Below are 12,913 nucleotides of genomic sequence, written 5' to 3'. Positions count from 1 at the left end.
TTCCTACAATTAGCTAGAGAATCTATATGTTTCATACGATATCTACACATAATGACCATATATCTACAAATTACAGATGTTTACTAATCACAATCCGCTGTATCTCACTGGTTCCCTCATAAATCTCGGTCACTTTTGCATCTCTGAAGTAGCGCTCGACTGGATAGTCCTGTGTATAGCCATATCCGCCAAACACTTGAATCGCTTCAGTCGCAGTCTCAACTGCTGTTTTCGACGCAAATAACTTTGCAATCGAAGCTTCCAATCCGCACTTCATTCCCTGACCACGTAAATCCGCAGCACGATAGAGTAATAGCCTAGCCGCTTCCACATTCGTCGCCATATCAGCCAATTTAAAACCAATTCCTTGCTGCGCCGCAATGGGCTTTCCAAATTGTTGACGTTCTTTTGCATACTCTACCGCCGCATCAAGTGCCCCTTCTGCAATCCCTAACGCCTGTGCGGCGATCCCGATTCGTCCGACATCCAGGTTGGCCATGGCAATTTTAAACCCTTCTCCTTCTTGACCCAAAAGATTTTCTACAGGTACACGCATATCTTCAAAAGTAAGCTGTACCGTTCTTGAGCCATGGAGTCCCATCTTCTGTTCATCCTTGCCAATCACAAGACCAGGTGAATTTTTTTCCACAATAAACGCCGAAATTCCTTTGCTGCCTAATTCAGGATTGGTGGAAGCAAATACGATATAAACATCCGCTTCGCCGCCATTGGTGATAAACATCTTCGAGCCGTTGATCACATAATGGTCATCCTTTTTTACCGCACGAGATTTCATACTTTTGGCATCCGATCCTGACCCCGCCTCCGTTAAGCAAAACGCCGCCAAATACTCTCCTGAAGCCAATTTAGGCAAAAAACGTTGCTTTTGTTCATCCGAGCCAAAATATAAGATTGGGTTGGTTCCAACCGATGTATGAACAGAAAGGATGACGCCTACGGTCGCGCTGACCCGGGAAATCTCGTTAATTGCGATGATATAAGAGACAAAATCCATTTCTGCACCGCCGTATTTTTCAGGAACGGGAATCCCCATCAAACCAAGTTCACCCATTTTACGAAGAATTTCACGGGGAAATTCACCCTGTTCCATCCGCTCAACAAACGGGGCAATTTCCTTTTCAGCAAAATCACGAACCATTTTGCGCATCATTTCCTGCTCTTCTGAGAATCTAAGATTCATAGTAACACTCCCAACTATTCGTATGTGTAGAAGCCTCGACCAGATTTCTTTCCAAGCCAGCCAGCTTTCACATACTTACGCAGCAGCGGGCATGGACGGTATTTTGTATCTCCAAAGCCTTCATGTAGGGTCTCCATAATATAAAGGCAGGTATCAAGTCCGATAAAATCAGCTAACGTCAGCGGTCCCATCGGGTGGTTCATCCCCAGTTTCATGACTTCATCAATGGCTTCTTTCGTGGCCACACCTTCATACAGCGTATAAATCGCTTCGTTAATCATCGGCATGAGAATTCGGTTGGAAACGAATCCAGGGAAGTCATTTACTTCAACGGGTACCTTGCCGAGCGTTTTGGTCATATCCTCAATCACTTGGTAAACCTCATCTACAGTAGCTAAGCCGCGGATGATTTCCACTAACTTCATAACCGGCACCGGATTCATAAAGTGCATACCAATTACCTGTTCCGGACGTTTTGTCGCAGCCGCAATTTCTGTGATGGGCAGGGATGAGGTATTGCTCGCTAAAATTGCATGCACTGGAGCAATTTCATCTAACTGCGTGAAGATTTTTGTTTTGATTTCCATATTTTCAACCGCTGCTTCAATCACGAGGTCGACCGCACGGGCATCATTCAGATTGGTCGAAGCTGTAATAGATTTAAGGACCTCTTGTTTTTGCTCCTCTGTCATTCGGCCTTTATCTACATTACGAGATAAATTTTTGCTGATTACACCTAATCCGCGCTCCACGAATTCCGGCTTTAAATCATTCAGATACACCTTGTAGCCTGCCTGAGCACAAACCTGAGTAATCCCGGATCCCATTTGACCCGCTCCGATTACCATTACCTTTTCAACCTTCATTACTTCCCCTCCAATTGCCCTTTTTTAAAAAATAATCCCTAGTGGGTTTTTAGATTATTTGCGTTTTGTACATTTTTTTCTGTGTTTTGTACAAATTCTATATGGTTTTGTACATTTTTCTTGGAGTTTTGAACACTTTTCTTGCCGTTTTGTACAATTAGACATTATCTGGAAACTAATTACACTCTTGGAACCTCAATCATCACCGCGTCACCCTGTCCGCCGCCGCTGCAAATAGCTGCGATCCCAATTCCGCCTCCACGGCGCTTCAATTCATGCATTAACGTAATAATAATACGTGCACCACTAGCACCGATTGGATGACCTAATGCGACTGCACCGCCATTGACATTGACCTTTTCTGGATCAAGGCCGGCAATTTTTTCACTTGCTAACACAACAGCCGCAAAGGCTTCATTGATTTCAAATAAGTCAATTTCTTCTACTGTTTTTCCTGTCTTTTTCAATAAGCTGTTGATAACAAGTCCTGGTGTTTGAGGAAAATTCTTTGCTTCAACCGCTACCGCTGTATGACCTAGGATAACAGCTTCGGACTTCAGGCCTTCGCGTAGGGCTCTTTCTTCACTCATTAAAACGAGGGCCGCCGCACCATCATTAATTCCAGGTGCATTCCCTGCTGTGATGGTTCCGTCTGAATTAAAAACAGGTGCTAATTTTGAAAGTCTTTCGATAGAGGTGTCTTTTCGTGGTGATTCATCATGCTCGATGACAACCGGCGCACCCTTACGCTGCGGGACAGTGACAGGCACGATTTCTTCTGCAAAAATTCCGCCTTCCATTGCGGCAATCGCCCGCTCATGACTTCTTAATGCCCACTCATCCTGCGCTTCGCGGCTGATTTCCATTTCTTTTGCGGTTGAATTTCCGTAGGTACCCATATGAACCCCTGTGAAGCTGCAGCTTAAGCCGTCATGAATCATTAAATCCTTCACCGATGAATCGCCCATTTTCAAGCCCCAGCGTGCCTTTGGTAAAATATATGGAGCATTACTCATCGATTCCATGCCGCCTGCAACAATTAAGTCTTCATCGCCTGCACGGATGATCTGATCGGCTAACGTGACACTTCGCATTCCCGAAGCGCAAACTTTATTGATTGTTTCTGTTTTGACTTCCCAAGAAAGTCCAGCCTCCCTTGCTGCCTGGCGTGACGGAATTTGTCCCTGCCCGCCTTGTAAAACTGTACCTAAAATCACTTCCTGTATATCCTCAGAATTCACTCCAGCACGAGCAATTGCTTCTTTTACCGCAATACCGCCCAACTGTGAAGCAGTCAAACTGCTTAGCACTCCGCCAAATTTTCCAAATGGTGTTCTAACCCCGCTCAAAATAACTGTTTTCCCCATTTAAAGCACTCTCCCTATTCTTTAATCCTTTAATTGACTGAACGCTCGCTCGATTTCTGTTTAAAAAAATGTAAGCGTTTTATTACCCACTATCTATTTTACATAAAAAAGAGCAGAAGTTGAAATATTTTACACAAAATTCCTAATATTTTATGAATTCAGGTATCTCAAAACAACTTCTGCTCGGGATATTAAGCTACTTCCCCACAAACTGCCTTTTCAAGTAGTTCTGCAACATCATAGGTTGAAATCTTTTCTTCTACTTCTTTTGCCTTTGTTCCGTCTGATAGCATAGTTAAACAGTAAGGACATCCAGAACTGATAACAGATGGATTTACAGCAAGTGCTTGCTCAGTTCTCGCTACGTTAATGCGGTGTCCGGTTTCTTCTTCCATCCACATCAAGCCGCCGCCAGCGCCACAGCACATTCCGGTCTCTCTGTTTCGTTCCATTTCCACCAACTGTACACCTGGGATTGATTTTAAAATCTCTCGCGGTGGATCGTACACATCGTTGTATCTGCCTAAGTAACATGAATCATGGAATGTAATTTTTTCGTTGACAGCATGCTTTGGAACAAGCTTTCCGTCACGAACCAACTGATATAAAACTTCTGTATGATGATAAACCTCTGCCTCTAAACCGAAATCAGGGTATTCATTTTTGAAAATATTGTAGGCATGCGGGTCAATCGTAACGATTTTCTTAACTTCAGCCTTTTCAAATTCTTCAATATTCTTTGTCGCAAGCTCCTGGAACAAGAACTCATTGCCGAGACGGCGCGGTGTGTCACCAGAGTTTTTCTCTTTGTTTCCTAAAATCGCAAACTTGACGCCTGCTTCATTTAAAAGCTTTGCAAAAGAAAGAGCAATTTTCTGGCTGCGGTTATCGTAGGATCCCATTGAACCAACCCAGAATAAGTATTCGAACTCTTCGCCTTTTTTGTTCATCTCTTTTACTGTAGGAATTTCAACATCCTCGCGAACTTCACGCCAAGTTTCGCGCTCTTTTCTGTTTAAGCCCCAAGGATTGCCCTGACGCTCGATGTTGGTCATGGCACGCTGTGCGTCTGCGTCTAGCTTTCCTTCTGTTAATACAAGATAACGGCGAAGGTCAATAATTTTATCAACATGCTCGTTCATTACTGGACACTGATCCTCACAGTTACGGCAAGTGGTACAAGCCCAGATTTCTTCTTCGGTAATGACATCGCCAATCAAGCTTGGATTATAAGCAAGTGTTGCTGCTGATTCTTGTGCACCTTGGCCACTTGCAGCGAGTGCGATTTGGTTACCCTTTGTGTTGCCAAACGCGAAAGTCGGCACCCATGGCTGTTTGGAGGTAATGGCGGCACCGTGATTCGTTAGATGGTCGCGCATTTTCACAATTAAGTCCATTGGCGACAGCATTTTTCCTGTACCTGTTGCTGGACACATATTGGTACAGCGTCCACATTCTACACAAGCGTAAAAATCGATCATTTGGTGCTGAGTAAAATCCTCAATTTTTCCAACTCCGAAAGATTCTTGAGACTCGTCCTCAAAATCGACCTTCTTCAACTTACCTGGTTTTTCTAATCGGTTAAAATATACGTTTGCCGGTCCGGCAATTAAGTGTGCGTGTTTTGATTGCGGCACATACACAAGGAAAGTTAATAGGAATAATAAATGCACCCACCAAGCCACATAAAAAATGACAATTGAAGCGGTTTCACCAATCCCTGAAAAAATAAGCGCAATTAACGACGCAATTGGTTCTGTCCAAGTGGCTTCGTGGCCGTGCCAGATGATGCCCATTCCGTTACCGACAAGAACGGAAAGCATTAATCCGCCGATAAAAATTAGCACAAGTCCTGATTTAAAATTGCGCTTCAAGCGGACTAATTTTTCGACATACCGGCGGTAAAATGCCCAAATAACTGCAACTAGGATCATTAACGTCACGATTTCCTGGAAAAAGGTAAACCCTGCATACAGCGGCCCCAACGGTAAATGAGAGCCTGGTACTAATCCCTTCCAAATGAAATCAATGGCACCAAATTGGACAAGAATAAAGCCATAAAAGAACATCACGTGCATGATTCCACTTTTCTTGTCCTTTAATAACTTCTTTTGACCAAAAACATTGACCCAGATCTTTTGCATTCGTTCTTTGACCTTGTTGTCAAACTCAACTTTTTTCCCTAGCTTAATGAATTCAATCCTCGTTTTAACCACGTAAACGAATAGACTGATTGCGTAAGCGGTTACAGAAAGAAATGCAATGAGATTCACCCATAAAAGCCCATTCATTCAATACGCCCCCTTTTTTTTCTGATCCCCAATTGTTTGTTTTTAGTAGAAAATTTAAAAACAATGAAATTTTCTGACTACTATTATCACCATTATATAATGAATGAGCATTCAGTCAAATGTTTTTCGCAAAAATGATTCGACATTATTGAAATTCATACTATAGACTCTGTTTGGCAAACCTAAAAGAAATGATTGGAGGAACGATACGGAATGAATTTACCATCCATAGTCATCGCTCTTATACTTCTTATCATTGTATGGTTTTATCTCGATCTTTCCTTGGGAAGGAAGAAGCATCGTTCACTTTTCAGCAAACGGGAAACGCCGATTCTGCATGGAAACTTTGATATTTTTCCACATGGAAAAAGACTGTTTGCTGATTACTTTCATGAATTGAAAATGGCCCAAAACCATATTCATATCTTGTTTTATATCGTAAGAGATGATCAATTTAGCCAGCAGTTTTTCGATATTTTAAAAGCAAAAGCAAAGGAAGGCGTCGAAGTTAGACTGCTGGTCGACAGGGTTGGTAGTTATAAGGTGAGAAAGCCGGCAATAAAAGAATTGCGTAATGCAGGTGTTCAATTTGCTTTTAGCAATCGAATACGGCTTCCATTCCTTTTTTATTCCTCCCAGGTGCGAAACCACCGTAAGATTTCAATTATTGATGGCAAAATTGGTTATCTTGGCGGTTTTAATGTTGGTAAAGAATATATTGATCAAGATCCAAAGCTAAGTCCCTGGCGTGATTACCATTTAAAAATCACTGGTGAAAGTGTCCCGTTTCTGCAACGTGAGTTTTTTATTGATTGGAATGAGTACGCTTCTGATCATGTGGTCGTAGATTCTCGTTATGCCCCTGAGCAGCCCAAAGGGTCGGTACCACATCAACTTGTTCCAACGGAGGCAGGCCGCCTTGAAGATAAGTATTTCCACTTAATTCAAAACGCAAAAAAGTCGATTACCATTGGTACTCCGTATTTTATTCCAAGCAAAAAACTCATCCATGAACTGCTTCGTGCGGCAAAGCGCGGTATTAAAATTACCATTGTTGTCCCGTATATTACTGATCATATGCTTGTACAAGAAGCTTCATACCGATATTTACGTGTGATGTTGAAGGCAGGAGCACAGGCTTTTCAGTATAAGAATGGTTTTTACCATGCAAAATCAATCATTATCGACGATCATCTGTGTGATATCGGTACCGCTAATTTTGATAAGAGAAGTTTATTTTTAAACAAAGAAATTAATTGTTACTTTTATGACCCTGCCTTTGTGGAACGGTTTAGAGATGTACTCCATAAAGATATTCTTGATTCAAAACCGTTGAAACTGGAGGACCTTAATAAGAGAAACTTTTTCAGGTCGATAAAGGAAGGCATTGCCGGGGCTATTTCATTCTTTTTATAGTAAGGAGTTATTGCGATGAAGATTCGTTTCGGCTATGTATCAACAGCTATTACCCTGTGGGATGCTTCTCCATCGAAGACACTTACGTTTACTCGCTACCAGCAGTTATCTGAAAAAGAGCGTAAAAATAAATTACTTGAGCTCACAAGGCTCAATTTAGCCCACACGCTCCGAATGTTCTACTTCAATCTCGCCCATGAAATTGAATTGTACCGGCTTTCGAGTTCGATTGTACCGTTAGCTACCCATCCAGACGTGTTATGGGATTTCGTTACACCCTTTAAGAAGCAATGGAAAGAAATTGGTCAGCTAATCAAAAAGAATAATTTGCGTGTTAGCTTTCATCCTAATCAATACACGTTATTTACCTCTCCGCAGCAAAAAATAACGGATAATGCAGTGATTGATATGAACTATCATTACCGTATGTTTGAGGCCATGGGTGTCGAGGATAGAGGGATGATGAACATTCATATCGGCGGAGCCTATGGTGATAAGGTGGAAACAATTGGCCGTTTTCACGAGAATCTAAAAAAGCTACCGGCACATATTAAACGCGCTATGACCTTGGAGAATGATGACAAAACTTACAATACAGAGGAGACATTAATTGCCTGTGAAAAAGAAACCATTCCCTTTGTGTTTGATTATCACCACCACATGGCGAACCTTTGCGAGCCACCGCTGGAGGAGTTACTGCCGCGGATATTTAAAACATGGGATCACGTTGACCTATTACCAAAAATCCATATTTCCTCCCCCAAGGGTGAAAAAGAATTCAGGTCACATGCAGATTTTGTTGACCTCGAATTTATTATGCCATTTATAAAAATGCTAAAGGAAATCGGACAAGATGTGGATTTCATGATTGAGGCGAAGGCAAAAGATCAGGCAACATTGAAATTAGTCGAGGATATTAGCAAGGTTCGCGGCTTTAAACGAATCAGCGGGGCCACCATTGAGGTGAAATAACTCCCAGCATTTTTTCAAGCGGGAATGGTTAAAGTAACAACAGATTCACATAAGGAGGGATTGTCGATGGAAAGCACCAGCCAATTCGTTCAAAAATTAGCAGAGAATGAAAAGAAGCAAAAGAAAAATCAAAAGCATGGCAATAACGACCCCGAAAGCAAATTGCCAAACCATAAGCATTCACAAGGTGTTTAATAAGAAAGCGGAAGTGCCCTGTTCAGCCGCTAGGGCGCTTGTGAACTGTAGCTAGAAAGTAATCTAATTCAAAACATATATGAAAAAGAGTCTCCCTTCACAGGAGACTCTTTACTCTTCAATTAAATTCAAAACAGGAACTTCTATTTCATTTTCCGGATCAGACTTCGAATAAACCCGCGCCATTTTCGTATTATCATCCACATGCTGAATAATCACAGGCGTCCCCTCATACGTAACATTAATCATATCCATCGACTCAGCAATTTCCTTCGCTCTTCCCACATTCATCAGGGCCACTCCTCATCTAAAAAGTACCTTTATAATATTTACCATATACAGGTTATTATTCTTGATAAAGGTAAAATTTTAAGTTTGGTGCCTGTCACCGAAAGGTCCTTTCGGTGACAGGCACCGCTCGTGGACACTGTCCACCTCAGGCGGACAGTCAAAAGCACAATGGCCCTCTAAAGGAGCTATTCTAACATTACATTTTTTCAGGTGCTGATACACCAATCAATGCGAGGGCATTGCGCAGTGTGATTTGAACGGTTTTAATTAACGCGAGGCGCGCCTTAGTGCGCTCCGGCTGCTCGCTGTCGAGCACTTTTTCTGCGTTGTAGAAGCTATGGAAGGTTGAAGCCAGTTCCATGATATAGTTTGTGACACGGTGCGGTACACGCTTCAATGCCGCCTCACCTACAGCCTGCGGGAACTCTCCAAGCTTTTTCAATAACTCAATTTCTTTTTCTGCACCGATTAAGGAGAAATCAGCATTTTTATCAACTTTAATGCCCTGCTCTTCACCTGAGCGCAGGATGCTGCAAATCCTTGCGTGAGCGTATTGTGCATAATACACAGGATTTTCATTTGACTCTGACACAGCTAAATCCAAATCAAAGTCCATATGTGTATCCGAACTTCTCATCGCAAAGAAGTAACGAGTGGCGTCGAGGCCGACCTCATCGACCAAATCACGCATGGTTACAGCCTTGCCGGTACGCTTACTCATCTTCATCTTTTCGCCGTTTTTATAAAGGTGAACAAGCTGAATGATTTCGACCTCGAGGGCATCTGCAGCATAGCCAAGGGACTGAATTGCCGCCTTCATCCGCGGAATATATCCGTGGTGGTCCGCACCCCAAATATTGATCAACTTCTCAAAGCCGCGGTCTAGCTTGTCCTTATGGTAAGCGATGTCTGGTGTCAAATACGTATACGAACCATCCTGCTTAATCAGCACGCGGTTCTTATCATCACCGAAATCTGTTGAACGCAGCCATGTTGCGCCCTCTTCCTCATAAATATAGCCGCGCTCACGAAGCACTTTTAAAGCCTCATCGATTTTTCCGTTCTTATAAAGAGATGTTTCCGAATACCAAACATCAAACTTAACCCGGAAATCTTCAAGGTCCTTTTGCAATTTCGCCATTTCGTATTTCAAGCCATATTCACGGAAAAATTCAAAACGCTCCTGCTCATCCACATTGACATACTTATCGCCAAACTCTTCTGCCAGCGACTTCCCAATCCCAATGATATCGGCACCATGGTAGCCATCCTCCGGCATTGGCTTGTCTTGACCAAGTGCCTGAAAATAACGTGCCTCAACAGACAATGCCAGATTATTAATCTGATTACCGGCGTCATTAATATAGTACTCACGCGAAACATCATAACCAGCCTTCGCTAAAATATTGCAAAGTGAATCGCCAACTGCCGCACCGCGCGCATGACCAAGGTGGAGGTCTCCCGTTGGATTCGCGGAAACAAACTCGACTTGAACCTTCTGCTTGCCGCCAACCGTTGTTTCTCCGTACTTTTCCCCTGCCTCTAGAACCGTCGGGATCAAATCTGTTAAGTAAGCATTATTCATATAAAAATTGATGAACCCTGGGCCAGCTAATTCAATTTTTTCAATGGAAGCCTTTGAGCGATCGAAATTTTCGATGAGTGCTTCTGCAATCATGCGCGGTGCTTTTTTCGCCACGCGTGCAAGCTGCATTGCCATATTGGTGGAAAAATCGCCGTGCGCCTTCTCCTTTGGAATTTCTAGAATTACATCAGGAATCTGCTCTTCCGCAGCAAGATTCGCCTTCACAACCGCTGCCCGAATTTCCTCTTTTAAACGACTTTGGACCTGTTCAACTATGTTCATTTCTTCTCCTCCTGAAACGCTATTTCTAACTGATATGTACTTGTGGGAGCACCTTCCATTGAAAAATCATAAACCACACCGAAGTGACCTTTGCCATTTTCATAGGAATAATCTATTCTTTTTGCCTTTGTCACTGTTGCAAATTGACCAAACGGCATTTCATAGCTGCCATTTAACTTACGATTCAATTCAAACGGCAGACGCATTTTAATGGCACCTCCGCGTAAAATAAGGGCATCATTATGTGCCATCTTCACAATTGTCCGGACACTTCCCTCTTCCACCGCTTCTTCATAACGAAGATAAGCACTATTTCCTTTTTCAAAGTATGTACCAAATACCATCAATTCAAAAGTCTCATCGTGATCAATTGTGGTTTTCACGTTAATTTTTACAGGTACCTCAGGAATTGACAATGAAACGCACACCCTTTTTAAAAATGAACCTTATGCAGGTCCATTGAAATTTCTAGTTAACACACTTTTCCTATTATACCTGTATAAAAGCCACAATTCAAAACATGCCTGCCCCGAGGTTGGGACAGGCACTGATATCAAATTATTTCACCCAGCCAAGAAGCATTTCACGGATTAGTTTACTCGCAGTGTTTGCTGTTTGCTCAGATGGGTCGTAAATTGGAGCCACTTCAACAAGGTCACAGCCAACTACATTTACACCAGAGCGGGCAATTTCATGAATAGAAGCAAGCAGCTCTTTTGATGTAATCCCGCCAGCGTCAACTGTACCAGTTCCAGGCGCATGCGCAGGGTCCAAAACATCGATATCAATCGTTACATAAACAGGACGTCCAGCAAGCTCAGGAAGTATCTCTTTTAACGGCTGATGCACTTCAAATTTTGAAATATGCATTCCGTTTTCCTTCGCCCATTGGAATTCTTCCTTCATTCCGGAGCGGATTCCAAAAGAATAGACGTTTTTCGGCCCGATATGTTCCGCAATTTTGCGAATCGGAGTGGAGTGGGATAATGGTTCGCCTTCATAGTTTTCTCTAAGGTCTGTGTGGGCGTCCATATGAATGATCGCTAAATCAGGGTATTTTTTATAAACTGCCTTCATAACTGGCCAAGACACTAAGTGCTCGCCACCCATACCAAATGGAAACTTTCCAGCTGCTAGAACTTGATCGACGAACTCCTCAATTAAATCCAAGCTCTTTTGCGCATTTCCAAAAGGTAGCGGAATATCGCCAGCGTCAAAATATTTCACATCTTCCAGTTCACGATCTAGGTACGCGCTATATTCTTCTAAACCAATCGAAACCTCACGAATACGAGCTGGGCCAAAGCGTGATCCCGGACGATAGCTGACCGTCCAGTCCATCGGCATCCCGTAAAGTACAACCTGACTCTCTTCAAAACTCGGATGACTCTTTATAAACACATTACCAGAATAAGTCTCATCAAAACGCATGTTACTTCCCTCACTTCTATGTATTAACAAATCTTGATTTGATTCTTGGATCACTCTTTGGACCATCTGAGTGACCAAGAATCCTTTTTAGTATGAATTTCGGTCACTAACTGTCCGCCTCAGGTGGAAAGTGTCCACGAGCGGTGACAGGCACCGGCAACGATAAATTATTTCAATAAATCCCCCACAAACTTAGGTAATACAAATGCTGCTTTGTGCAGTTCTTTTGTGTAGTATTTGGTTTCGATTTCGTGGAAGCGGTCTTCGCTTACTTCGAGTGGGTCGTATTGTTTGGATCCGATGGTGAACGCCCATAGTCCGCTTGGATATGTAGGGATGTTTGCTACATATAGACGGGTGATTGGAAAGATTTCGCGAACGTCACGCTGGACGCTACGGATCAAATCCGCTTTAAACCATGGGTTATCGGACTGTGCTACAAAAATACCATCCTCTTTTAAGGCATTAGAAATCCCAGCGTAGAATCCTTTTGTAAATAAGTTCACTGCAGGGCCTACCGGCTCAGTCGAGTCAACCATAATCACGTCATACTCATTCTCACTTTTTGCGATATGCATAAAGCCGTCATCGACGCGGACATCAACACGAGGGTCATCCAGCTTCCCAGCGATCTCAGGTAAAAACTTTTTAGAATACTCGATTACCTTTCCATCAATGTCAACAAGCGTAGCCTTCTTTACACTTGGGTGCTTTAAAACTTCGCGAATTACGCCGCCATCGCCGCCGCCGACCACTAAAACGTTCTCTGGGTTTGGATGCGTGAACAAAGGAACATGTGCCACCATTTCATGATAAACGAACTCATCTTTAACAGAAGTCATAACCATGTCATCTAATAGAAGCATATTGCCCCATTCTTCTGTTTCCACCATATCAAGCTTTTGGAATTCAGTTTGTTCGGTATGTAAAGTTTTATTTATTTTCATGGTGATGCCAAAGTTTTCAGTTTGCTTTTCTGTAAACCAAATTGCCATGTTCAACATCCTTCCGTATCT

12 protein-coding genes are annotated in these 12,913 nt (G+C 42.7%); 3 read left to right on the top strand and 9 right to left on the bottom strand.

Going from position 1 to position 12,913, the window contains the following annotated elements; genetic code table 11:
- Window positions 1-70: 70 nt before the first annotated feature.
- From QFZ31_RS21480 to QFZ31_RS21465, 4 genes are all read right to left on the bottom strand, one after another.
- Window positions 71-1,201, bottom strand: a complete 1,131-nt coding sequence (locus tag QFZ31_RS21480; protein WP_307306699.1) for an acyl-CoA dehydrogenase — start codon at window positions 1,199-1,201, stop codon at window positions 71-73.
- Between the two features lie 14 nt (window positions 1,202-1,215).
- Window positions 1,216-2,067: a 3-hydroxybutyryl-CoA dehydrogenase gene (locus QFZ31_RS21475; RefSeq protein WP_307306698.1), complete on the bottom strand. Its 852-nt coding sequence runs from the start codon at window positions 2,065-2,067 to the stop codon at window positions 1,216-1,218.
- Window positions 2,068-2,246: 179 nt separating this feature from the next.
- The gene (locus tag QFZ31_RS21470; RefSeq protein WP_307306695.1) at window positions 2,247-3,434 is read right to left on the bottom strand and encodes an acetyl-CoA C-acetyltransferase; all 1,188 of its coding nucleotides are present in this window, start codon (window positions 3,432-3,434) and stop codon (window positions 2,247-2,249) included.
- Between the two features lie 191 nt (window positions 3,435-3,625).
- On the bottom strand, window positions 3,626-5,725 hold the full coding sequence (locus QFZ31_RS21465) for a heterodisulfide reductase-related iron-sulfur binding cluster (RefSeq protein ID WP_307306690.1): 2,100 nt from the start codon (window positions 5,723-5,725) through the stop codon (window positions 3,626-3,628).
- A 213-nt stretch (window positions 5,726-5,938) separates the two neighbouring features.
- Here QFZ31_RS21465 and cls point away from each other — a divergent pair, with 213 nt between their 5' ends.
- The 3 genes from cls (at window position 5,939) to QFZ31_RS21450 (ending at window position 8,308) form a co-directional block, all read left to right on the top strand.
- Window positions 5,939-7,141: a cardiolipin synthase gene (gene cls / locus QFZ31_RS21460; RefSeq protein WP_307306688.1), complete on the top strand. Its 1,203-nt coding sequence runs from the start codon at window positions 5,939-5,941 to the stop codon at window positions 7,139-7,141.
- Window positions 7,142-7,156: 15 nt separating this feature from the next.
- Window positions 7,157-8,113 carry a UV DNA damage repair endonuclease UvsE gene (gene uvsE, locus QFZ31_RS21455; RefSeq protein ID WP_307306685.1) on the top strand — a complete coding sequence of 319 codons (957 nt, stop codon included), beginning with the start codon at window positions 7,157-7,159 and terminating at the stop codon, window positions 8,111-8,113.
- 66 nt (window positions 8,114-8,179) lie between these two features.
- A complete protein-coding gene (locus QFZ31_RS21450) occupies window positions 8,180-8,308 on the top strand; it encodes a DUF4023 family protein (RefSeq protein WP_082799618.1) in 129 nt (42 codons plus the stop codon).
- Window positions 8,309-8,419: 111 nt separating this feature from the next.
- Here QFZ31_RS21450 and QFZ31_RS21445 read toward each other — a convergent pair whose 3' ends face one another.
- The 5 genes from QFZ31_RS21445 to speE all read right to left on the bottom strand — a co-directional run bounded on the left by QFZ31_RS21445 (window position 8,420) and on the right by speE (window position 12,892).
- The gene (locus QFZ31_RS21445; protein ID WP_179598750.1) at window positions 8,420-8,599 is read right to left on the bottom strand and encodes an H-type small acid-soluble spore protein; all 180 of its coding nucleotides are present in this window, start codon (window positions 8,597-8,599) and stop codon (window positions 8,420-8,422) included.
- Window positions 8,600-8,795: 196 nt separating this feature from the next.
- Entirely contained in the window at window positions 8,796-10,466 is a 1,671-nt protein-coding gene (argS, locus tag QFZ31_RS21440; RefSeq protein ID WP_307306680.1) for an arginine--tRNA ligase, read from the bottom strand.
- Entirely contained in the window at window positions 10,463-10,882 is a 420-nt protein-coding gene (locus QFZ31_RS21435; protein ID WP_307306676.1) for a DUF1934 domain-containing protein, read from the bottom strand. The genes argS and QFZ31_RS21435 overlap by 4 nt, the downstream gene beginning before the upstream one ends.
- Before the next feature lie 142 nt (window positions 10,883-11,024).
- Complete coding sequence (gene speB, locus QFZ31_RS21430) at window positions 11,025-11,897, bottom strand: agmatinase (RefSeq protein ID WP_307306674.1); 873 nt, start codon at window positions 11,895-11,897, stop codon at window positions 11,025-11,027.
- Window positions 11,898-12,064: 167 nt separating this feature from the next.
- Window positions 12,065-12,892, bottom strand: a complete 828-nt coding sequence (speE, locus tag QFZ31_RS21425; RefSeq protein ID WP_306074457.1) for a spermidine synthase — start codon at window positions 12,890-12,892, stop codon at window positions 12,065-12,067.
- Window positions 12,893-12,913 lie beyond the last annotated feature (21 nt).

This window comes from Neobacillus niacini, from assembly GCF_030817595.1.
GTDB lineage: Bacteria > Bacillota > Bacilli > Bacillales > Cytobacillaceae > Neobacillus > Neobacillus niacini_G.
This window is presented reverse-complemented; position numbering and strand designations above follow the sequence as displayed.